The organism is Coprococcus sp. AF102-57 (genome assembly GCF_027686195.1).
Taxonomy (GTDB): domain Bacteria; phylum Bacillota; class Clostridia; order Lachnospirales; family Lachnospiraceae; genus Allocoprococcus; species Allocoprococcus comes.
Window position 1 is genome coordinate 14334 of the sequence record NZ_JAQCSY010000031.1, and the last position, 21270, is coordinate 35603.

22 protein-coding genes are annotated in these 21270 nt (G+C 42.8%); 16 read left to right on the forward strand and 6 right to left on the reverse strand.

Features of this window, described 5'->3' with window-relative positions; genetic code table 11:
* The first annotated feature begins 14 nt into the window (after positions 1-14).
* Positions 15-257: a hypothetical protein gene (locus PGZ10_RS15175; protein WP_022220014.1), complete on the forward strand. Its 243-nt coding sequence runs from the start codon at positions 15-17 to the stop codon at positions 255-257.
* Here PGZ10_RS15175 and PGZ10_RS15180 read toward each other — a convergent pair.
* Positions 241-729, reverse strand: coding sequence for a GAF domain-containing protein (locus PGZ10_RS15180; protein WP_173826128.1), 489 nt, complete (start codon positions 727-729; stop codon positions 241-243). The two genes, PGZ10_RS15175 and PGZ10_RS15180, sit on opposite strands and share 17 nt — an antisense overlap.
* 11 nt (positions 730-740) lie before the next feature.
* Entirely contained in the window at positions 741-1148 is a 408-nt protein-coding gene (locus PGZ10_RS15185) for an RrF2 family transcriptional regulator (protein ID WP_055158591.1), read from the reverse strand.
* A gap of 236 nt (positions 1149-1384) precedes the next feature.
* Between PGZ10_RS15185 and PGZ10_RS15190 the strand changes: the two genes are divergently transcribed.
* The 12 genes from PGZ10_RS15190 to PGZ10_RS15245 all read left to right on the forward strand — a co-directional run bounded on the left by PGZ10_RS15190 (position 1385) and on the right by PGZ10_RS15245 (position 12531).
* Positions 1385-2419 (forward strand): glutathione S-transferase C-terminal domain-containing protein, encoded by a 1035-nt coding sequence (locus PGZ10_RS15190; protein ID WP_055249392.1) that lies wholly within the window; start codon positions 1385-1387, stop codon positions 2417-2419.
* 12 nt (positions 2420-2431) lie between these two features.
* Complete coding sequence (locus tag PGZ10_RS15195) at positions 2432-3469, forward strand: glutathione S-transferase C-terminal domain-containing protein (RefSeq protein ID WP_173826127.1); 1038 nt, start codon at positions 2432-2434, stop codon at positions 3467-3469.
* A 25-nt stretch (positions 3470-3494) separates the two neighbouring features.
* Positions 3495-4358 carry a transporter substrate-binding domain-containing protein gene (locus tag PGZ10_RS15200; RefSeq protein ID WP_117557572.1) on the forward strand — a complete coding sequence of 288 codons (864 nt, stop codon included), beginning with the start codon at positions 3495-3497 and terminating at the stop codon, positions 4356-4358.
* Complete coding sequence (locus tag PGZ10_RS15205) at positions 4358-5101, forward strand: amino acid ABC transporter permease (RefSeq protein ID WP_270541754.1); 744 nt, start codon at positions 4358-4360, stop codon at positions 5099-5101. Before PGZ10_RS15200 ends, PGZ10_RS15205 begins: the two co-directional genes overlap by 1 nt.
* Before the next feature lie 3 nt (positions 5102-5104).
* Positions 5105-5863 carry an amino acid ABC transporter ATP-binding protein gene (locus tag PGZ10_RS15210; RefSeq protein ID WP_055249387.1) on the forward strand — a complete coding sequence of 253 codons (759 nt, stop codon included), beginning with the start codon at positions 5105-5107 and terminating at the stop codon, positions 5861-5863.
* Between the two features lie 69 nt (positions 5864-5932).
* Entirely contained in the window at positions 5933-6523 is a 591-nt protein-coding gene (locus PGZ10_RS15215; protein WP_270541755.1) for a glutathione S-transferase C-terminal domain-containing protein, read from the forward strand.
* Between the two features lie 16 nt (positions 6524-6539).
* On the forward strand, positions 6540-6974 hold the full coding sequence (locus PGZ10_RS15220) for a GNAT family N-acetyltransferase (RefSeq protein WP_270541757.1): 435 nt from the start codon (positions 6540-6542) through the stop codon (positions 6972-6974).
* Positions 6975-7062: 88 nt separating this feature from the next.
* On the forward strand, positions 7063-8202 hold the full coding sequence (locus tag PGZ10_RS15225; RefSeq protein ID WP_118217420.1) for a trans-sulfuration enzyme family protein: 1140 nt from the start codon (positions 7063-7065) through the stop codon (positions 8200-8202).
* A 108-nt stretch (positions 8203-8310) separates the two neighbouring features.
* Positions 8311-9438 carry a M20/M25/M40 family metallo-hydrolase gene (locus PGZ10_RS15230; protein WP_270541758.1) on the forward strand — a complete coding sequence of 376 codons (1128 nt, stop codon included), beginning with the start codon at positions 8311-8313 and terminating at the stop codon, positions 9436-9438.
* Positions 9439-9653: 215 nt separating this feature from the next.
* Positions 9654-10943 carry an O-acetylhomoserine aminocarboxypropyltransferase/cysteine synthase family protein gene (locus tag PGZ10_RS15235; RefSeq protein WP_270541760.1) on the forward strand — a complete coding sequence of 430 codons (1290 nt, stop codon included), beginning with the start codon at positions 9654-9656 and terminating at the stop codon, positions 10941-10943.
* Between the two features lie 88 nt (positions 10944-11031).
* Positions 11032-11226 (forward strand): hypothetical protein, encoded by a 195-nt coding sequence (locus tag PGZ10_RS15240; RefSeq protein ID WP_055156213.1) that lies wholly within the window; start codon positions 11032-11034, stop codon positions 11224-11226.
* A gap of 171 nt (positions 11227-11397) precedes the next feature.
* Positions 11398-12531, forward strand: a complete 1134-nt coding sequence (locus PGZ10_RS15245) for an ATP-binding protein (RefSeq protein WP_270541761.1) — start codon at positions 11398-11400, stop codon at positions 12529-12531.
* A gap of 140 nt (positions 12532-12671) precedes the next feature.
* On the opposite strand, the gene PGZ10_RS15250 is transcribed toward PGZ10_RS15245, so the two are convergent.
* From PGZ10_RS15250 to pepT, 4 genes are all read right to left on the reverse strand, one after another.
* The gene (locus PGZ10_RS15250) at positions 12672-14156 is read right to left on the reverse strand and encodes a sensor domain-containing diguanylate cyclase (protein WP_117835100.1); all 1485 of its coding nucleotides are present in this window, start codon (positions 14154-14156) and stop codon (positions 12672-12674) included.
* Between the two features lie 170 nt (positions 14157-14326).
* Positions 14327-15703 (reverse strand): dipeptidase PepV, encoded by a 1377-nt coding sequence (gene pepV, locus PGZ10_RS15255; RefSeq protein WP_270541764.1) that lies wholly within the window; start codon positions 15701-15703, stop codon positions 14327-14329.
* Positions 15704-15733: 30 nt separating this feature from the next.
* The gene (locus tag PGZ10_RS15260) at positions 15734-17233 is read right to left on the reverse strand and encodes a YfcC family protein (protein WP_270541765.1); all 1500 of its coding nucleotides are present in this window, start codon (positions 17231-17233) and stop codon (positions 15734-15736) included.
* Positions 17234-17251: 18 nt separating this feature from the next.
* Positions 17252-18472 carry a peptidase T gene (gene pepT, locus PGZ10_RS15265; RefSeq protein ID WP_117557559.1) on the reverse strand — a complete coding sequence of 407 codons (1221 nt, stop codon included), beginning with the start codon at positions 18470-18472 and terminating at the stop codon, positions 17252-17254.
* Positions 18473-18722: 250 nt separating this feature from the next.
* Here pepT and PGZ10_RS15270 point away from each other — a divergent pair, with 250 nt between their 5' ends.
* Genes PGZ10_RS15270 through fliB form a run of 3 tightly spaced genes read left to right on the forward strand, consistent with a single transcriptional unit; the run spans position 18723 to position 21216 of the window.
* Complete coding sequence (locus tag PGZ10_RS15270; protein ID WP_117557557.1) at positions 18723-19424, forward strand: helix-turn-helix domain-containing protein; 702 nt, start codon at positions 18723-18725, stop codon at positions 19422-19424.
* A 13-nt stretch (positions 19425-19437) separates the two neighbouring features.
* Entirely contained in the window at positions 19438-20079 is a 642-nt protein-coding gene (locus PGZ10_RS15275; protein ID WP_117557555.1) for an endonuclease III domain-containing protein, read from the forward strand.
* The gene (fliB, locus tag PGZ10_RS15280) at positions 20080-21216 is read left to right on the forward strand and encodes a flagellin lysine-N-methylase (RefSeq protein ID WP_270541767.1); all 1137 of its coding nucleotides are present in this window, start codon (positions 20080-20082) and stop codon (positions 21214-21216) included.
* Positions 21217-21270 lie beyond the last annotated feature (54 nt).

Genomic DNA, 21270 nt, shown 5'->3' on the forward strand with positions numbered 1-21270 from the left:
AAGGAAAATGTCAAGTGTGGAAAATAGTAGAATTCCGGGCTGTTTCGCAAAGAGGATGGGGAGTTTTGTCAGGATGTGATAATAATCCGGATCATAATGTGCCATCACGCTATGAAAAGATTTATGGATTTTTAGAACTCCCGGATACGCCGGAGGAAAAAGTGGGTTCTCTCCGGCATCCGGGGGAAAAGTCACATGGATATGCAGCTGAGGTGATCGTAAGCTATCTGGAAGAACAGCTTATCTGTCAAAAATAGATTCCAGGATTCTGACAAAGTGTTCCAGCCCTTCCTGATCTTCTTCATCAAAACGGGCGAGAACAGGGCTGTCGATATCCAGAACGCCAACGATTTCATTTCCTTTATGAAGCGGAATCACGATCTCGGAATTAGAGGTGCTGTCGCAGGCGATATGTCCCGGGAACTGGTGGACATCCTTTACCAGCATAACCTGATCGTTTGCCACAGCGGTTCCGCAGACACCTTTACCGATTTCAATTTCAATACAGGCAGGTTTGCCCTGGAAAGGACCAAGGACGAGCCTGCCTTCTCTCATCAGATAAAAACCAACCCAGTTGATGTTCAGAAGCGCATCACCGAGAAGGGCCGATGCATTTGCCAGATTTGAGATCTGGTGAGGGATTCCGTCAATCAGACCGCGGAGGCGGATTGAAAGCAGGGAATACAGTGGCTTTTTATCAACTGGCCATTCAAAATTCGAAGTATTCATAAAAAATCTCCTTAAATATTTCCGTTTAACACATCTTCCAATGTAATCTCGTAGAAGAAATCATGTACCATTCCATCAAATTTCTTCCACAAAGGAAGCGTAATGCACTGCTCTTCACGGCTGCAGACCTCGGCACCTGGAACCAGGCAGGCGACTGTAGCAAGATTGCCTTCCGCAAGTTCAAGAATCTCGCCGATAGTGTATTCAGAAGGTTCCCTGGTAAGCTGGTATCCGCCCCCTTTGCCACGGCGTCCTTTTAAGAGTTTCTTCTTTACAAGAATTTTCAGGACAATTTCCAGGTATTTTTCGGAAATTTCCTGGCGGATTGCGATCTCGTTAAGCGGAACATATTCTTCGTCCTTATGCTGGGCGAGATCAATCATCACGCGGAGTGCGTAACGTCCTTTTGTAGAAATCATAATTAGTTTTCCCCCATTTTTTTATATGTACAATAGCAGCACCAGAGAGTTTATGAACCCTGGTGCTTTTTTACCTATTATACCGTAGGGTTATATGTGTTTCAAGAAAAAAACAAAAAAATAAAATAACCTATTGACTTAGTAGGTAATAGATGATATTATACCAACTAAATTGATAGGAAATAAAGGTTATACAAAATAACCAGTACTGATAAATATGAACGGAGGAAGAAATAATGGCAGAATTTGATTATGAAGTAGTAAATGGAAGAAAGATCCGTGTACGTCCGCAGGAAGTTGTATCGGAGATAGATGAGAATGGATATTTTGTCCGCCAGCCAAATCATTTTACAGAAGGATTTGGAGAAGGAAAAAATCCGGTAGAAAAAGGCAGATACCATCTGGTATGGGCAAAGCTTTGCCACTGGTCTAACAGAGCTTCGATCGTAAGAGAACTTCTTGGACTGGAAGATGCAATCAGTGTCAACATGGTTGATCATGCAAAGCATGAGAAGAATCTTGGATGGGAATTCGTATACGACAAAGATCATATCGATCCGGTCCTTGGAATCCAGTTCTTAAGTGAAGCTTATTACAAAGCAGATGATGATTACACAGGAAGAACAACGGTACCGGCTCTGATCGATACAAAGACAGGAAAAGTTGTAAATAACGATTACACCTGGCTTACCAATTATTTTGAAGTAGATTTTAAACCGTTCCACAAAAAAGGAGCACCGGATCTTTATCCGGAAGAACTCAGAAAAGATATTGATGAGATGAATGACTGGCTCTTTGATAACATTAATAATGGAGTTTATAAAGCAACCTTTGCAAGATCAAAGGAAGCTTACTGGGATGCCTATAATTCTTTTTATGCAGCAATGGATATTCTGGAAAAACGTCTGGAAAATCAGAGATTTCTCTTTGGAGATTATGTGACAGACAGTGATGTGAGACTGTATGTGACGCTGGCGAGACTGGATATTCGTTACACCTGGCAGCTTGGACATACCAAACACCGCCTGATCGATTATCCGAATCTGTGGGGATATGCAAGAGACCTGTATCAGATTCCGGCATTCAGAAACAACACCTACTTTAAGGATTTCGCAAATCCAAATAACAAGAAGGTCGGCGCATTATTTTTTGAATCTTTCAATGCAAGATTTCTGGATGAGATCAATTTTGATGCATACTGGGGTGCACCGCATGACCGTGCACATTTAAGCAGCGATCCGGGCAATAAATTTAAGGCAGAAGAACAGTAGGAGGAACGAATTATGGCAGATTTTGAATATGTAGATGTAAATGGAAGACAGATCAGAGTAAGACCGAGAGAAACCGCACAGGAAATTGATGAATATGGAAATTTCCATCGTCAGCCAAACCGCTTCACGGAAGGTTTTGGAGAAGGGAAAAATCCGGTAGAAAAAGACAGATATATTCTTTTCTGGGCAAAAGGATGCAACTGGTCCAATCGGGCAGCGATCGCAAGAGAGCTTCTCGGACTTGAGGATGCAGTGAAAGTTGAGATCGTAGACTGGACAGACCGGGAAGAGAATCTTGGATGGGAATTTGTAAATTCCACGGATCATATCAATCCGGAAACGGGCGCACAGTTCTTAAGTGAGCTTTACTACAATGCGGATGAAGAATACACAGGACGTACAACCGTTCCGGCATTTGTAGATTATAAGACAAAGAAAGTGGTAAATAATGATTACCACTGGCTTACAAATCATCTGGAAACAGCGTTCAGGCCGTTCCACAAAAAGGGAGCGCCGGATCTTTACCCGGAAGAATTAAGACCGGAGATCGATAAGCTGAACAAATGGCTCTTTGAAAATGTAAACAACGCTGTTTATCGAGCGCAGTTCGCTGAATCCTTACAGGCATTTGCCGATGGATATGAGACATTTTTCGCAGGGCTTGATGCAATGGAGGAAAGACTTGCAGACAAGAGATTCTTATTCGGAGATTATGTGACAGACAGTGATATCCGTCTTTATACAACCATCGCAAGACTGGATGTGTCTTATTCAAGAAATATCGGACCTTGCAAACACCGTCTGGTAGATTACCCGAATCTGTGGGGATATGCAAGAGATCTGTATCAGATCCCGGCATTCAGACATAACACATATTTTAAGGATTTTGCGGCATCTGTCGATCTGAATGAAGCAGATGAAGAGTATTGGGAAAATACATACTATGATATCGTGGTGCAGGAAACAGACTGGGATATTATCTGGAAGACACCGACAGGAAGAGAATCTCTCAGTAAAGATCCGGCACACAAATTTAAAGCAGAAAAATAACAGACGAAAGACGAGGAAAAATATTATGAAAAAGTTGGCAAGCATTTTAGCAGTTACACTGGCAGCAGGAGTCCTGGCTACAGGATGCGGATCTTCTTCAGGAAGCGCTTCAAAGGACAGCTCTTCAGACAGTGGAAAGACAGTAATCAAAGCAGCAACCGGAGCAAACGCAAAACCATATGTCTATGTAGGCGATGATGACAAGCCGGCAGGATACGATGTGGATATACTGAATGCAGTTTTTAATAAACTTCCGGATTATGAACTGGAATACGAAGTGACTGATTTTGGATCTGTACTTTCCGGACTGAACAGTGGAAATTATCAGATCGGAGTCAACAACTTCTCCTACAACGAAGACCGTGGAGCAAGTTATCTTTACTCTTATCCATATGACAAGATCAGCTATGTATTCGTAACAAAGAAAGGTGGAAAAGAGATCAAATCATTTGAAGATGCAGCAGGACTTTCTTTTGAAGGTGGTACAGGAATCAGCGTATCCAATGCAATAGAAGCATGGAATGAAAAGAATCCGGATAAAGCGATCAATATTACTTACTCGGATGCAGATACATCTGTATTTTTACAGCATGTAGCAGACGGATCGCAGGATTTTACGATCATCGATCTGGCAATGTACAATTCTTACATGGAAGAATTTAACTATGATGTGCAGAAAAATGATATTCCGGAAGATGAAGCAAAAATGATTGCAGAAAACTCTTATGCATATTATATTTTCCCACAGGATCAGAAAGATTTAAGAGAACAGGTAGACAAAGTGCTGAAGGAGCTGAAGGAAGACGGAACCCTGACTGAGATCAGTAAAAAATGGTATGGTCAGGATGCCGCACCGGAGGATGATAAGTTCGAGGAGACGATTAACTAATGGGTAAATTATTTGATGGAAAACTGGTATTTACACAGATACCGCTACTTTTAAAATATCTTCCGGTCACAATGGAACTGGCTGTCACGGCAATGATCGCCAGTCTCATCCTGGGACTGCTCCTTGCACTTGTGAAGATTAAAAAGGTACCGGTACTGAAACAGCTGGTAAGTATCTATATCTCGGTTATCCGCGGAACGCCGATCCTGGTTCAGTTATATGTGACTTATTTCGGTATTCCGATGCTCCTGAAATATATCAATTTTAAATGTGAAACCAACTACAATGTCAATGGAGTCGCACCAATCGTATATGCATTCGTTGCTCTGGCACTCAATGAATCTGCATTTAATGCAGAGATCATCCGTGCCTCCCTTGAATCAGTAGATAAAGGACAGGTTGAGGCAGCAAGCGCTTTAGGAATGAATTATTTCCAGGCATTGATAAGGATCATCCTTCCGGAGGCAATCGTGGTAGCACTCCCATCCCTTGGAAATGCATTTATCGGACTGATCAAAGGAACTTCTCTTGCATTTGTCTGTTCCGTAGTGGAGATGACCGCAGAAGGAAAGATTCTTGCGGGAAGAAATTACCGTTACTTTGAAGTGTATATCTCACTGGCAATTATTTACTGGGTAATTACTTTCGTACTTGAGAGAGTGATCAGCTATCTTGAGAAGAAGCTCCGGATACCGGAAGATGCACCGGCACTTTTAGATATCAGAGATACAGAGGTGGAATAAGGTATGATCGAAATCAAAAATATATCAAAAACATTTAAAAATAATAAGGTTCTTGATGGGATCGACCTTACCATCAATCAGGGAGATGTCGTAGCGATCATCGGACCTTCTGGAACAGGAAAATCCACATTTTTAAGATGTGTGGACAGACTGGAAAAACCGGAAACCGGAACCATAACGATTGACGGTGAGACACAGGATCTTGCACATATTCATGGCAAAGATCTGACAGAGCTTCGGAAAAAGACCGGCATGGTTTTTCAGAATTTCAATCTTTTTTCAAAGAAGACAGCACTTCAGAATGTAATGGAGGGGCTGATCGTGGTAAAGAAGATGAAAAAAGAGGAAGCAGAAAGGATTGCGAGAGAGCAGCTTAAAAATGTAGGTCTTCTGGATCACGCAAACCATTATCCGAGACATATGTCAGGTGGTCAGCAGCAGAGGGTTGCAATCGCAAGAGCACTTGCGATGGAGCCAAAGCTTTTGCTTCTGGATGAGCCGACATCTGCACTGGATCCGGAGCTTGTCGGAGAAGTTCTGGATACGATCAAAAAAGCGGCAAATGAAGGATATACAATGCTTCTGGTGTCCCATGAGATGAGCTTTGTACGAAACGTTGCAACCAGAGTGATCTTCCTGGACGGAGGAAAGATCCTGGAAGACGGAACGCCGAGAGAAGTGTTTGGAAATCCAAAGAACGAACGTGTCAAAGAGTTCTTTACAAAGATCAACCGGATGGAAGAACCGGATTATTCAATTTAAGAGAAAAACAAAATCGGCTGATGGATCAGTCGATTTTTTCCAACAGGATAAAAGAAGGGAGCGAAAGCAATGAGTATCAGACTGGTGACAGACAAGGAAAATGTAGATTATCAGGCAGTGGCAGATATTTTAGACCATTTTGGACTGAGTCATTTTGATGCCGCTACAGAAGAAAAAATATTTAAGAACAGCTATGCAACGGCATTTATTTATGATGGAGACCAGGTAGTTGGCTGTGCGAGGGCAATTTCCGATGGCGTGTGTCAGGCTGCAATCTACAATGTGGCACTTCTGGAAGAAGGCTATCGTTTTGGTGAAAACGATTATGAGAGAAGGCTTGCAAACCAGAGATACTTATTTGGTGACAGACTGACTGAATCTGATGTGCGTCTTTATGTGACACTGGTACGATTTGACTGTGCATATTATCCGGTATTTCGTCTGAATAAAAAGCTTCTCCGCGATTATCCGAATCTGTGGGCATATGCAAGAGATTTGTATCAGACACCGGGATTTGGCGACACAACGAATTTTGCGGCGATCAAGAAGCATTATCATATTGATTGCTGCCCATCCAATGAATTTGCGATCGTGCCGAACGGACCGGATGAATCTCTGTGGCTGACACCACACGGAAGAGAAAAATTATCTGGAAAATAAAGAAAGCGGGGAATGAATGATGAAAGCAATCAGAGTGACAGAAGAATGGCAGAGAGCCGGCGTACACTATGTGCGGACACAGGCAATGTGCCTGGGATTTAAGATCCCGCTTGAGGGAGAATTTTCAGATGACACACCGGAAGATGAATATATTCTGGTGATGGACGGAATTTATCCGGTATCTACCTGCAGGCTGCATTATCTGGATGAACATACCGGAAAAATTGAGCGCGTGGCAACACTGGAATCCTATAGGGGAAAACATTACGGACAGGCAGGGATCATTGAGGCGGAAAACTGGATGCGCGAAAAAGGTGTGACAAAAATCTATATCAATTCCAGAAAAGCGGCACTTGGATTCTATGAAAAGCTCGGCTATACCGCAGATTTTTCACAGGTAAGCGGCTCCGGAGAGTTTGAATGTGTGATGACGGAGAAAGAACTTGCGTAAATTTATGAAAAGAAAACTGGATTTTGGCAGAAAGATATTGTACAGTAAATAGCGACATTGATTATAGAAACAGGAGAGATAGACAAGAATGAAGTACGGAATTGATACACGATGTCAGCATTTGGCTGACGATAATAAGGATGAAATATATGGGGCGATCAGTTATCCAATCTATCAGTCTGCAACATTTGCAAGAGACAGAGTAGGCGGAGGAAGTGGTTATGACTATTCCAGATTACAGAATCCGACGAGAGAACATCTTGAGAAGATTGTAGCATCGCTGGAAGAAGGGATCGATGCGCTGGCATTTTCGACAGGAATGGCAGCAATCACAGCTCTGATGGAGATTTTCAAACCGGGCGATCACATCATCATTGATGAGGATCTTTATGGAGGAAGCGTCCGTCTGTTCCACAGCATCAATGTGAAAAATGGACTGACATTTACCAGCGTGGATTTAAGCAGTGTGGATGTAGAGGATTATATCCAGGATAACACAAAAGCAATTTATGCAGAGACACCGACCAATCCGATGATGCGTGTATCCGATCTGGAAGAGCTTGCAAAGAAAGCAAAAAAACATGATCTTCTTCTGATCGTGGACAATACCTTTTTATCACCATATTTCCAGAATCCGCTGAAGCTTGGTGCTGACATTGTTGTGCATAGCGGGACAAAATATCTGGGTGGACATAATGACACACTTGCAGGTTTTCTGATAACAAACCGCGAGGACATTCAGGAACAGCTTCGTTTTATCATCAAGACGACAGGAGCAACCCTTGCACCGATGGACAGCTGGCTGATCCTCAGAGGGATCAAGACGCTTGGAGTCCGTATGGAGAGGGCACAGGAAAATGCACTGAAGATCGCACATTTTCTGGAGAAGCAGGAGTATGTGACAAGGGTGCTTTATCCGGGGCTTGAATCACATCCGGGTTACGAACTGATGAAAAAGCAGGCAAGAGGATTTGGTTCGATCCTGACCTTTGAAGTAGATTCCAAAGAGAGAGCATATCACATTCTGGAAAATGTAAAACTGATCCAGTTTGCGGAAAGCCTAGGAGGAACTGAGACTCTGATCACTTATCCGATCACCCAGACGCATGCGGATCTTTCCAAAGAAGAGCTTGACCGGAACGGAATTACAGACAGGATTCTGAGATTGTCTGTTGGAATTGAGGGAGCAGAGGATCTGATCGCAGATCTGGAAGCTGTATTAAAATAAATCAAATAGAATTGTGTATAAAGCGGAAGATATCTGTGACCGAAGGTGTATTAGCGGACAGATAGCCGGCAGATGGAATATGACCGTGCAGATAAGGAAGTGGCAGAAATGAGTAAAATAAAGGTAAATGAACAGCGGGCAGTCGATGAATTTCAGGAACTGACTGCGATCGATGCACCAAGCTTTGGGGAGCGTCAGATGGCAGACCGGCTGATCGTGAAATTAAAAGAACTTGGTTTTGAAGTAGAGGAAGACAATGCTGGAAAACATTTCGGAGGAAACGCCGGAAACTTATATGCATATCTTCCGGGAGATCTTCCGGGAGATCCGGTCCTTTTGTCCGGCCATATGGATACGGTTGAGCCGTCCAAAGGCAAGAAAGGGATCATCGGAGAAGACGGTGTGATCCGTTCCGCAGGAAAAGCAGTTCTTGGAGCTGATGATGTGGCAGGACTTGTGGAGATCCTGGAAGGAATCCGCAGTGTAAAAGAAGCGGGAGTACCACACCGGGATATCGAGATTCTTTTTACAATTGCAGAAGAGCTTTATATCAAGGGTAGCAGCGTATTTGATTTTTCAAAGGTTCGTGCAAAAGAAGCCTATGTACTGGATATCAGCGGATCGGTTGGAAGCGCGGCATATAAAGCACCGTCTCTGATTTCTTATCAGGTGGTAGTAACCGGGAAGGCATCCCACGCCGGATTTGATCCGGAGCACGGCATTCATGCGATCGCTATTGCATCCGAAGCGATCATGCAGATCAGTCAGGGACATGTGGATGAAGAGACAACCTGCAATATCGGATTGATCGAAGGTGGGAGCGGAACGAACATTGTTCCGGAAAAATGTATTGTAAAGGGAGAAATCCGGAGCTATTCTCATGAAAAAGCGACTCGTTGTGTAGAAGAAGTGGGAAATACCTTCAAAAAGGTGGCTGAAAAACACAGAGCTGAATCAGAACTTACCTGCGAAGTTCATCTGATCGCTTATGAGACAGCAAAAGACAGTGTGCCGGTAAAACGGTTTGAAAGAGTAAGCAAAGAGCTGGGACTTGCAGGAAATCTTGTAGAGACATTTGGCGGAAGTGATAACAACAGCTTTGCGAAGAACGGGATTCCTGGACTGGTGTTGTCAAATGGAATGTACCAGGCACATTCGGTAAATGAATATACGACAATCAAAGATCTTGTGACAGGAGCAGAACTGATCGCCGGGCTGATCACCGATGAGCAGTAGTGGATGTTATTATACAGAAAAGACGCCAAAAGCGTCTTTTTTATATTGATAGAAGAAAAACAGATAAAACATATTGAAATTAAATGTTTTTAAAATAATTCCCTATTAACCTATTGACAAAGTAGGTAAAAGTAGATATAATGCAACTATCAAATTTGAAAGATCACTATAGAGATCACGATACATCAGACAGTAGAAAAGAGAGGTAGAAAAATATGAGCGATTATAAATTTGAAACACTTCAGCTTCACGTAGGACAGGAAGAACCAGATCCGGCATCTGATGCCAGAGCAGTACCGATTTACCAGACAACATCTTATGTATTTAAGAACTCTGCACATGCAGCAGCAAGATTCGGACTTGCAGATGCAGGTAACATTTACGGACGTCTGACAAACTCTACACAGGACGTATTTGAAAAGAGAATTGCAGCACTTGAAGGTGGTGTGGCAGCTCTTGCAACAGCATCCGGAGCAGCTGCAATTACATATACCATCGAAGCACTTGCAGCAGATGGCGGACATATCGTAGCGCAGAAGACAATCTACGGTGGAAGCTTCAACCTTCTTGAACACACACTGACACATTACGGAATCACAACTACATTTGTAGATGCACATAACCTGAAAGAAGTAGAAGATGCAATTCAGGATAACACAAGAGCCATCTATCTTGAAACTCTTGGTAATCCGAACAGTGATATCCCGGATATCGATGCGATCGCTGAAATTGCACACAAGCATGGACTTCCACTTGTAATCGACAACACATTCGGAACACCGTATCTGATCCGTCCGATCGAACACGGAGCAGACATCGTTGTACATTCTGCTACCAAATTCATCGGTGGACACGGAACAACTCTTGGTGGAATCATCGTAGATTCCGGCAAATTTGACTGGAAAGCAAGTGGAAAATACCCGGTAATCGCAGATGCAAACCCAAGCTACCACGGAGTATCTTTCGTAGATGCAGCAGGTCCGGCAGCATTTGTAACTTACATCCGTGCAATCCTTCTTCGTGATATGGGAGCAACAATTTCTCCATTTAACGCATTCCTTCTGCTGCAGGGAACAGAGACACTGTCACTTAGAATTGACCGTCATGTAGAAAATACAAAGAAAGTAGTAGAATACCTCTCTAATCATCCAATGGTAGAGCATGTGAACCATCCGTCACTGCCGAATCATCCGGATCATGCACTTTATGAAAAATATTTCCCGAATGGTGGAGCATCTATCTTCACATTCGAGATCAAAGGCGGACAGGAAGAAGCTCACAAGTTCATCGACAACCTGAAGATCTTTTCGCTGCTTGCAAATGTTGCGGATGTTAAGAGCCTTGTTATCCATCCGGCAACAACAACACATTCTCAGCTGACAGAAGAAGAACTGCTTGATCAGGGAATCAAACCGAACACAATCCGTCTTTCTATCGGTACAGAACATATCGATGATATCATCGCAGATCTTGAAGGTGGATTTGCAGCGGTTCAGGGCAAATAAATATTATACATACAGGAATTTTGGACGGAGGTTTTTCGAAACCTTCGTCTTTTTCGATGTGCACAGAAAATTTTAAGGAGAAAACACTATGACAAAGGCACAGATCAGAAAAAATGCTTTTCTGAAATCCATTCCGATCATGTGCAGCTACATTTTCGTAAGCATGGCATATGGGATTATGATGGAAAATGCCGGATTTGGCTGGTACTATTCACTGTTTGTCAGTCTTGCATTTCCGAAAGGAATTGCGGCAGTCAGGAGTGTTGAAAATGCTGTGCGATAAGCGGAAATCCGGTATTTTCGGATGGATCTCCCTTTGACCAGATGAACAGATTATGCTATGATATGTACCGATACACGCGTATTTTTTATTTGACAACAATCCAGATGGAACTTTCTGTTCAATAAAGAGGATTATGTGTCAGGATACATTCTTTTTACAAGGAGAAAATCAATGAGTATAGATATTACGATCGAGGAAATGGAAACGCTTCCTGCAGAGTCCTACGAGCTTTTTGATATCCGTGGCGAGATTGAGCGCGCCCATGGAATCCTGCCGAATTCAGTGGCAAGCTCAGCAGATGTACTGATGGAGAATCCGCCGGAAGATAAGGAAAAGAAGATCATTATCTGCTGCAGCAGAGGACAGATCAGCAGGGATATCGCAGAAGAACTGCAGGAGCAGGGATATGAAGCATACAGCCTGAAGGGCGGTTATGTTGGATGGCTGATGGCAGATATGAAGAAAAAGGAAGCAGATGATGTCTGTGAACATGTGGAGCTTAGTATCCGCAAGAAGTTCAAAAAGAAGATATGGTCCAAATTTACAAAAGCTGTCAGAGAATATGAACTGGTCAAAGAAGGTGACCGGATCGCAGTATGTATTTCCGGTGGAAAAGATTCAATGCTGATGGCAAAGCTTTTCCAGGAATTAAAGCGTCACAACAAATTTAACTTTGAAGTAAAGTTCCTGGTGATGGATCCGGGATACAGTCCGGAGAACCGGAAGGTCATTGAAGAAAATGCAAGGAAGATGAAGATTCCGATCCAGATTTTTGAATCCAATATTTTTGAATCGGTATTTGAGATTGAAAAATCACCGTGTTATATCTGTGCAAGGATGAGACGTGGATATCTTTATAATTTTGCACAGCAGATGGGCTGCAACAAAATCGCACTGGGACATCATTATGATGATGTGATTGAGACGATCCTGATGGGAATGCTCTACAGTGCACAGGTGCAGACTATGATGCCGAAGCTTCACAGTACAAATTTTGAAGGGATGGAACTGATCCGACCGATGTATCTGATTCGTGAGGATGACATCAAGGCATGGAGAGATTACAATGACCTGCATTTTATTCAGTGTGCATGTAAGTTTACCGATACCTGCACAACCTGCAACAATGAAGAAAATCAGTCAAAGCGTATGGAGATCAAAAAGCTGATCGCAGAGCTTAAGAAGACGAACCCGTTTGTGGAGGGCAATATTTTCAAGAGTGTGGAAAATGTCAATCTGGATACGGTTGTCGGCTACAAGGCAAAAGGTGTAAGACACAATTTCCTGGATACTTACGATGATTAAAAATGACTGGATGTGCCGGAGGCGTATCTGAGATAGAAAGAAGAATGAAATTCCCGTCGGGCAGGTACAGGATCTGCCCGGCGGGAATTTTGAGATTAAATGACAGGAATATTGACCTGTACCAGAATTCCTGACGTTGATCAGGATAAAACGGTTTCCTGCTGGTTCTTGATATCGTGGTAAATAACAAAACGTCCACGTCCGTTGTGCTTAGCTGTATACAGAGCATGATCAGCAAGGCGGTATAATTGGCTGAAAGATTCAGCATCCGTTGGAGCAACAGCACAGCCGATACTGCAGGAAAGTTTCCGGCCATTTAGTTCCGGGATATCTACATTTTGAAGATTTGTATAGAGCTTTTGCAAATGCAGATGGATACTGTAATCCAGACGTACATTTTTCATCAGGATCATAAATTCGTCACCACCGACACGACCGATGATATCGGTTGTCCGAAACTGTTCTTTCAGAAATCCGGCAAATATTTTCAGTACCTGGTCACCGGTTGCATGTCCATAAGTATCATTGATCTGCTTGAAATAATCCATGTCGATCATCATTAAAGCCTGTAAATCTTCAAAATCTTTTTCGCGCAGCCATTCGGAAATCGTGTGTTCTGCATAAACTTTGTTCAGAAGTCCGGTCAGAGCATCTGTATGCGCCTGGCGAAGAAGCGAAGTCTGATTCTTCTGGTTGATCTTCCAGAGTGCGAAGATCAGAAGCAGCACAATGCAGATAAAAAAGGCGAACAGAATGATTTCAAAGTTGTTGATAAAAGCAAAGTGCTGACGGGCTTCGACAGCAGGAACGATATAGCAGAGCATCCAGTCGTTGTACTTTAGTGGCTGGTAGGAAATATAGCGTGCATGTGATAAATCTGCTGTAATCTTGCGGCAGTTTGCGTGTCCTTGCTTAAAATCTTCCTGAAGGGTAGCGCCATCTTCCGAGGTCTGAAATACCCAGTCAGAGGAAGAAGTAAAAAAGTTCTCCCGGATTTCGTTGTGAGTAGATTCAATGGAAATAATGTTGCCGTCCGAGTCTGTGATAAATGAGTAGCCGGAACCGGAATACAGATCCTCAAAGAGCATGGTAGTCAGTTTCGCGACATCGATGGAACCTCCAAAAACACCGATAATATTCTGATCTTTGTCATAAACAGGAACTGTGAGGACAACGAGGGTTTCGTTGTCTACGCTACTTGACAGAGGAGAACTAAGGACGCGTCTGCCTTCCAATGTCTTTTGAAAATAGTCCCGTGAACTTGCATCGGTATTCTTTCCATCGCTGGAGTGTCCGATACCGTCTGTAGAAAAAAGCATAAGCCGGTGAAAGGAGCTGGAAGAAGCCAGTTCAGCAAGAAGCTGAAGATTATCGCTACTGAACAGATCGGAAGTTGTTCCGAAGTATGCAGCAGGACTCTCCAGGAATTCATATTCTTTTTCCAGAACCAGTTCCAGGTGATCCTTTTGCTGCAGTGTGTTTTTTTGGATAACGTTCTGTACACTTTTATCAACGCTCTGTTGTACAAACCAGAAAAAAATCAGAAGTGTGAACGTCATTACAATCAGGAACGAAATGACAGCCGTTCCATATTGCATCAGTTCATGACGTGATATTTTTTTCATGTAAGCCCCCCTTATTTTGTACGTTAACAGATGAATTATCATTTTTTTAATTATAGCATGGATTTAACGAAATGTCATTTGAGAAATGTACAAAATGTATAAAACTTAAATAAAAAAAGGAATGAATAATGTAAGATATTAACAAATACATTACATTATTCATTCCGATTCTATTTTGCGAGTCTGTAAATGGCGTCCAGATAAATCTTCATCCAGATATCAAGCTTGTCAAGTTCCAGATATTCATTGGTCTGGTGCATCAGATCCGGCTGATCCGGTAAAAGTGCTCCGAAAGCAACACAGTTATCCAGTGCGCGCGCATATGAGCAGGCTCCGTCAACCAGAGGCATAGCAGATGAATCGCCAACAACGGTACGGTAGGATTCCAACAATGCTTGTACAAGGAAAGAATCTTTTGGGATATGAATCGATTCTGTGGCATTTGGATTTTCAAAACGGAATCCGGAGCCGCTTAAATGCTTCTGGATAAGCTCCTGTACCTGCATGCAGCGGTAAGTGACAGGAACACGATTGTCAATAGAAAAGATGACTTTATAATCCTGTACTTCGACCTTTCCTACATTAAAACTTAATTTACCGGAAATTTCATCGGAAAGATCAATTCTCAGTCCTTTGCCGGTCAGATCAAAACCGATGTACTTCATATAGAAGGCAGCGATTCTGGAAAGCTCATTTTGAAGTGGTAATTCAGAAACAGCTTTCATAAGTCCGCTGATCGCATTGATTCCGGTAGAAGGATGGGCGGCATGTGCGGCAACACCTTCTGCAGTCAGGCGAAGAGACGAGTCCATTCTGTCCAGTCGGAAATGGCAATTCGTCTGTGTCTCCCAGGAGAGAAGATTCTTACGGATCACAGCTTCCATTTCTTCGGGAAGCAGAACAGATGCGTGATCTGCAACTGCATTAAAAGCGTTTCCGCCGGATAGAACAAGCTCTTCCGTGATATCTGTTACAAGTTGATATTGGAAGACACCCTTCTCGGCATAAATAAGTGGAAATACAGCATCCGGTGTAAAAGACATCTGTGGAGCAGGGATTTTCTTTTGATTGAAATAATAATCCATGCATTTCCAGTCGGTTTCTTCATTGGCGCCAACGATGAAACGAATTCTCTTTTGCAGAGGAAGTTCCATTGCTTTCAGAATCTTTACTGCGTGCAGGCAGGCGAGAAGAGGACCTTTGTCGTCAAGAACACCGCGCCCGTAAAGCTTTCCGTCTATGATTTCCGGTTTGAAAGGATCACAGATCCAGTTTCCGCTGCAGGGAACGACATCTACATGCCCAAGGATTCCCAGAATTTCATCCTGTTCTCCATAATCGGCATGTCCTGCGTAGTTGTCAAAATTTTCAACTGTAAGTCCCATTGAATTTGCTATTTCAAGAAAACAATCGAGAGCCTTTGCAGGACCTGCACCGAAAGGCATTCCTGCCTCCGGTGCTGCTTCCACACTGTTGATCGATACCAGTTTTATGATATCCTGGATCAGACTTTCCCGATCTGCTTTTATTTGTTTTTCAAAATCCATAACTGGCTTCCTCCTGTCTAGATAAGGTATTTATACATATAATTGAATGATTAGCATGATCGCACTGAATACGGTTGTCATACCCATAAGAGGCATGATAAATTTCAGCCATTTGTCATAGGTAACATCAACCATTGCAAGGGATGCAAGGATCAGTCCGGTCGGTGTGATGAAGGAAATCAGTCCAAGACCGTATGCGTATGCTGAAACGATGACGGATCTTGATACCCCAACGGTGTCGGCGAGCGGTGCCATGATCGGAATGGACAGAACCGCAAGACCGGAGGAAGAGGAAATGAAGAATCCAAGTACGATAAATACCAGCATCATAAGGATGATGAACAGGATCGGATTCATGCCGCTGATCGCTTTTGAGAAGAATTCAAGGATCGTATCAGAAATCATACCATCTTCCAGAATGACATTGATACCACGGGCAACACCGACAACCAGGGCAACACCCATCAGATCGGCAGCACCACCGATAAACTGATCCATAAAGTTCTTTTCGCCGATGCCGGAGGTAAAGGCGAGCAGGATCGCGCAGGCAAGGAAGAGAGCGGTCATATTATCAAACCACCATCCCTGTGCGACAAGTCCCCATACGAGTACACCAAAGGATACACCGAATACAAGGAGCGAAAGTTTCATTTTACCTGTAAATTCCGGAACCTCTCCCTGATGACCGTATTTCTGTAAATGGTATTCATACTGGTCATAGCAGATAGATTTAGACGGATCATCCTTTACCTTCTTTGCGTAACGAAGAATATAGATCAAGGTGATGATGATTCCGAGCACCAGTGCGATACCACGGATTCCCATTCCGTCAGCAAGGCTGATTCCGGCTGCGTTTGATGCATTTCCTACGGAAAACGGGTTAATGGTAGGGAACATGGTTCCGATGGAAGAACCCATATAAATGGCAGCGATACAGACCATAACATCGTATCCGGCCGCAAGGAATACCGGAACAAGGATTGGATACAGAGCAATGGTTTCTTCGGCAAGACCAAAGGTTGTTCCACCTGCCGCAATAATAATGGTGATCAAAATAATCAGGATATATTCTTTCCCTTTTGTGACTTTGGAAAGAGCGGCAATTGCTGCATTGAATGCGCCCATATAATTCAGGACACCGATACATCCGCCCAGAATGAATACGAAGAGGATGATATCAATGGTATCATATACACCTTTGATGGCAGCGAGAAGGATTTTGAATACTCCCTGTGGCTGTTGTTCTACTTTTTGATAAGTTCCCGGAACGGCAATTGGTTTGCTGATGCTTCCATCCAAAAATTTGTTCAGATTACCGGTGACACCAAGTTCATCCAGCGTTTCCTGAGTGGGAGCCATTTCTGTAACGTCACCATCCGGTGTAGTGATTTCAAATACATCATGATCTGCGTTGTAGGTTAATTTGGAATAAAGTCCTGACGGTACGATTGCGGTTAAAATAGCGGCAAAAATAAGGACGATAAATAATACGGTAAGCGCAGAAGGGAAAGAGATTTTTTTCTTTTTCATAATCGGTACCTCTGTTTTCTATTCATTTGCAAATATTTTTACAAGTTCTACGATCACACGGACAGCAGCTTCCATGCCTTCTATGGTCACATGCTCTAATGGTCCGTGATAGCCATGACCTCCGGTGCCAAGGTTTGGACAAGGAAGTCCTTTGAAAGACAGCTTGCAGCCATCTGTGCCGCCTCTGATCGGAGAAATATCTTCCGGGACATTTGCGTTTGCACAAGCCTGTCTTGCGTAATCGATCAGATACATATGCTCTTTAATAATACATTCCATATTCTTATATTCGTCTGTCAGAGTCAAAGCAACTGTTCCCGCTCCCCAGAGCTCATTTAAGGTTTTCTCGATATGGCGGAGTGTATTTTTTCGAGCCTCAAAGCTGTCTGTATCATGATCGCGGATAATATATTCAGCGATGGCATATCCTTCGTCGCCGTGAATACTCAGAAGATGGTAAAATCCTTCGTACTCTTCGGTATATCTCGGAATCTCATATCTTGGAAGCATATTGTTGATATCTGCTGCTATGAGAACCGCATTGATCATGACATTTTTTGCAGATCCGGGATGAACATTCTTCCCGTTGATTTCAAATTTTGCTTCACAGGCATTGAAATTCTGGTATTGGATCTCGCCTTCTCCATCACCGTCCATTGTATAGGCAACTTCAGCATCAAAAGCTTCAAAATCGAAATGAGCAGCACCGCTTCCGCATTCTTCATCCGGTGTAAATGCTACACTGATCTGACCATGAGGAATCTGCTCTGTCTGCAGGATTTCCAGCAGCTGCATGATTTCTGCAATACCGGCTTTGTCGTCTACTCCGAGGATGGTATTTCCGTCAGAGGTAATTAAGGTACGTCCCTTTAAAGCTTTTAAATGTGGGAAATCCTTTGTGGTAAGAATTCTTCCACTGTCTCCAAGGACGAGATCTTCACCATTATAATCTGGTGTACAGACAGGATGAATTTCTCCTTCGCAGAATTCCTGAACGGTATCCATGTGTGCAATAAATCCCAGTTTTTTTCTGGTCTCATAACCGGGAGTAGCCGGGAGAATTCCATAGACAAAACACTTGTCATCCAGAATCACTTTGGTAAGTCCGAGATCTTTTAATTCATCGGCAAGGATTTTCGCAAGATTAAACTGACATGATGTAGTTGGAACCTTATCACTGTTTTCGTCACAAGGTGTTTTGATGGAAATGTATTTTAGTAATCTTTCTTCAACTTCCATTTGTAATCCCCTTTCATTTCTTCCTTGATTTTTAGTTACACAAATTTATGAGTTGATTGTGTTTGACAACCTCATTTTATGCGGATTAAACCAAAATGACAAAGGAGGTGTGTTTTATTGACAGGAAAAAAATGAACGTGTTATTATTGAAATAATAGAAAAAACATGCTGCAAAATGCAAATTTGGGAAAATGCGACGAAATTTATGCACATGTCATAAAAAAATTGATTTAAAGGAAAGAAAATTGGTATGAATGTAGATGAAAGAGTAGGTCAGAATATCAGAAAATACCGTATGGCGTATAATATGACCTTAAAAGAACTGGCGGTACTGTTACATAAGAGTGTGTCGACAGTTTCTAAATACGAAAAAGGAGATATTTCATTGGATATGTCGACATTTGTGGAGCTGTCACGGATCTTGAAAGTATCTCCGCTGGCAATTATTGGGGATGAGACTGCAAAAGAAGAGGAAGAATGCCGTTATGCAGAGAAGATCGAAAAATTGTATATGTATAGCTATGATGCAATCGGGAAGGTGATCATCAAAAGTGTGATCGAACAGCAGGTAGTTGAAGGAAATGGGAATCGATATAAAGTACATCTTTTTAATGATGTAAGTGAGATTCGGGAACCGGGAGATTGCAGTGGACTTTATACAGGAGAATATGAGAAAGAAGGCTTTATCGGAACCTATATGCTGCATAATCAGGCATTAAAGTCGGAGCATATCATGATTTCCTGTGTTAATAATCTGGTAAATCCCGGGCAGCAGCTTGCACTGGTATCGGGGCTGTCGAATTATACGATGCTTCCGATTACCTTTAAAGCAGTAATTTCAGAAAAAGAGATCGTGAATAAAGAAAAGCTGATGAATCTGCTTACCTTCAATAAAGACGATATCAAACAGATGAAACAGATTAATTATCTTACAATACAGAATATGAAGTAAAGAGGAGTAGAAAATGACGAAAAAACAAAGGACATTGGAAGTAATCGAACGCCTCCGAAAAGAATATCCGGATGCAGACTGTACCCTGGATTATGATCAGGCATGGAAACTTCTGGTCAGTGTACGGCTTGCCGCACAGTGTACGGATGCAAGGGTAAATGTAGTCGTAGAAGGTTTATTTGCAAAATATCCGACAGTAGAGGCCCTTGCAGAAGCAGATGTAAATGATATCGAAGAGATTGTGCGTCCTTGCGGGCTTGGAAAAAGTAAGGCACGGGATATCAGTGCCTGTATGAAGATGCTTCGGGATGAGTATGGCGGAAAGATTCCGAAGGATTTTAATGCGATCTTAAAGCTGCCTGGTGTTGGGAGAAAGAGCGCGAATCTGATCATGGGAGATGTATTTGGTGAGCCTGCGATCGTAACAGATACCCATTGTATCCGTCTGGTGAACCGTATTGGACTGGTAGACGGGATTAAGGATCCGAAGAAAGTAGAGATGGAACTCTGGAAGCTGGTTCCGCCAGAGGAAGGAAGCGATTTCTGTCACAGACTGGTGTACCACGGAAGAGAAGTCTGTACGGCAAGGACGAAGCCGCACTGCGACAGATGCTGTCTGGCGGATATCTGTAAGAAGGTCGGGGTAGAAAAATAAATGCAATATACAATTCCGGATTATTATAAAGAATTCACCTGCATCGCAGACAAATGTGAAGATACCTGTTGTGCAGGGTGGAAGATTGTAATTGACAAAAAATCACTGAATAAATATAAGCATGTGAAAGGAAAATTCTGGTTTACGATGTTGAAATCCGTGGACTGGATCCGTGGCATTTTCAGGCAGGATAAAGAAAAGCGATGTGCATTTTTAAATGACTGTAATCTGTGTGAGATGTATGCGAATCTCGGAGAGAAAAGTCTGTGTAAAACCTGCCGCCTGTATCCGAGACATGTCGAGGAGTTTGAGGATGTACGGGAGATTACCCTGTCGGTATCCTGTCCAGAGGTGGCAAGGATTTTGATGGAGAAGAAAGAGCCGGTCCGTTTTCTTACTTATGAAAAAGAAGGAGAAGAGGAATACGAGGAATTTGATCCGTTTCTGTATTCTATGCTTGTAGATGCGAGAGATGCAATGCTTGGAATTCTGCAGGACCGGGAACATTCATTAAAAATAAGAGTGGGACTGATTCTTGGAATGGCGCATGATCTGCAGGGCAGATTTAACCGGGAACAGTTATTTTCCTGCGAGGAAGTCATTGAACGTTATCAGACAAAGAGTGCCAGAAAGTTTGTACGGAAACTTTGGAAAGAAGAAAAGCCGTCTGTGCAGGAAAGATGGGAGATGGCGCATAAGATGTTCCGGGAACTTTATGAATTGGAACTTCTGCGTGAGGACTGGGATATGCTTCTGATGGAGAGCGAAGAACTTCTGTATTCACATGGAGCAGATGCGTATAAAGGAATCTCGTCTGACTTTAAGCGGTGGGCGAAGGAAGAGAGAAATATCCAGATCCAGGCAGAGCAGCTGCTGGTGTATTTCATTTTCACTTATTTCTGTGGCGCAGTTTATGATGGAAGGATTTATGCGAAGGTGCAGATGGCAGTAATAAGTACTTTCCATATTTATGAGCTGTGGAAAGCACGGTGGATAAAAAATGAAGGAGAGCTTACACCAGAAGAGATCGTAGAGCTGGTGTACCGGTATTCGCGGGAGATTGAGCATTCGGATAAGAATCTGGAGCGGATGGAAAAGATGCTGCTGCGGGACAGGCTGCCGTGGTATAGGGGATAATAAATAGATGCGTGGTGTGTATAATTAGCCTGCAAATAAAAAGTCAAGGCTAAA

Excerpts from the sequence above, each read along its gene's own strand:
- PGZ10_RS15270 (WP_117557557.1), top strand. The coding sequence starts at position 18,723 with ATGAATGTAGATGAAAGAGTAGGTCAGAATATCAGAAAATACCGTATG.
- PGZ10_RS15230 (WP_270541758.1), top strand. The coding sequence starts at position 8,311 with ATGAGTAAAATAAAGGTAAATGAACAGCGGGCAGTCGATGAATTTCAG.
- PGZ10_RS15250 (WP_117835100.1), bottom strand. The coding sequence starts at position 14,156 with ATGAAAAAAATATCACGTCATGAACTGATGCAATATGGAACGGCTGTC.
- PGZ10_RS15245 (WP_270541761.1), top strand. The coding sequence starts at position 11,398 with ATGAGTATAGATATTACGATCGAGGAAATGGAAACGCTTCCTGCAGAG.
- PGZ10_RS15275 (WP_117557555.1), top strand. The coding sequence starts at position 19,438 with ATGACGAAAAAACAAAGGACATTGGAAGTAATCGAACGCCTCCGAAAA.
- pepV (WP_270541764.1), bottom strand. The coding sequence starts at position 15,703 with ATGGATTTTGAAAAACAAATAAAAGCAGATCGGGAAAGTCTGATCCAG.
- PGZ10_RS15260 (WP_270541765.1), bottom strand. The coding sequence starts at position 17,233 with ATGAAAAAGAAAAAAATCTCTTTCCCTTCTGCGCTTACCGTATTATTT.
- PGZ10_RS15235 (WP_270541760.1), top strand. The coding sequence starts at position 9,654 with ATGAGCGATTATAAATTTGAAACACTTCAGCTTCACGTAGGACAGGAA.
- PGZ10_RS15215 (WP_270541755.1), top strand. The coding sequence starts at position 5,933 with ATGAGTATCAGACTGGTGACAGACAAGGAAAATGTAGATTATCAGGCA.
- PGZ10_RS15185 (WP_055158591.1), bottom strand. The coding sequence starts at position 1,148 with ATGATTTCTACAAAAGGACGTTACGCACTCCGCGTGATGATTGATCTC.
- PGZ10_RS15240 (WP_055156213.1), top strand. The coding sequence starts at position 11,032 with ATGACAAAGGCACAGATCAGAAAAAATGCTTTTCTGAAATCCATTCCG.
- pepT (WP_117557559.1), bottom strand. The coding sequence starts at position 18,472 with ATGGAAGTTGAAGAAAGATTACTAAAATACATTTCCATCAAAACACCT.
- PGZ10_RS15195 (WP_173826127.1), top strand. The coding sequence starts at position 2,432 with ATGGCAGATTTTGAATATGTAGATGTAAATGGAAGACAGATCAGAGTA.
- PGZ10_RS15205 (WP_270541754.1), top strand. The coding sequence starts at position 4,358 with ATGGGTAAATTATTTGATGGAAAACTGGTATTTACACAGATACCGCTA.
- PGZ10_RS15210 (WP_055249387.1), top strand. The coding sequence starts at position 5,105 with ATGATCGAAATCAAAAATATATCAAAAACATTTAAAAATAATAAGGTT.
- PGZ10_RS15180 (WP_173826128.1), bottom strand. The coding sequence starts at position 729 with ATGAATACTTCGAATTTTGAATGGCCAGTTGATAAAAAGCCACTGTAT.
- PGZ10_RS15220 (WP_270541757.1), top strand. The coding sequence starts at position 6,540 with ATGATGAAAGCAATCAGAGTGACAGAAGAATGGCAGAGAGCCGGCGTA.
- fliB (WP_270541767.1), top strand. The coding sequence starts at position 20,080 with ATGCAATATACAATTCCGGATTATTATAAAGAATTCACCTGCATCGCA.
- PGZ10_RS15190 (WP_055249392.1), top strand. The coding sequence starts at position 1,385 with ATGGCAGAATTTGATTATGAAGTAGTAAATGGAAGAAAGATCCGTGTA.
- PGZ10_RS15200 (WP_117557572.1), top strand. The coding sequence starts at position 3,495 with ATGAAAAAGTTGGCAAGCATTTTAGCAGTTACACTGGCAGCAGGAGTC.
- PGZ10_RS15225 (WP_118217420.1), top strand. The coding sequence starts at position 7,063 with ATGAAGTACGGAATTGATACACGATGTCAGCATTTGGCTGACGATAAT.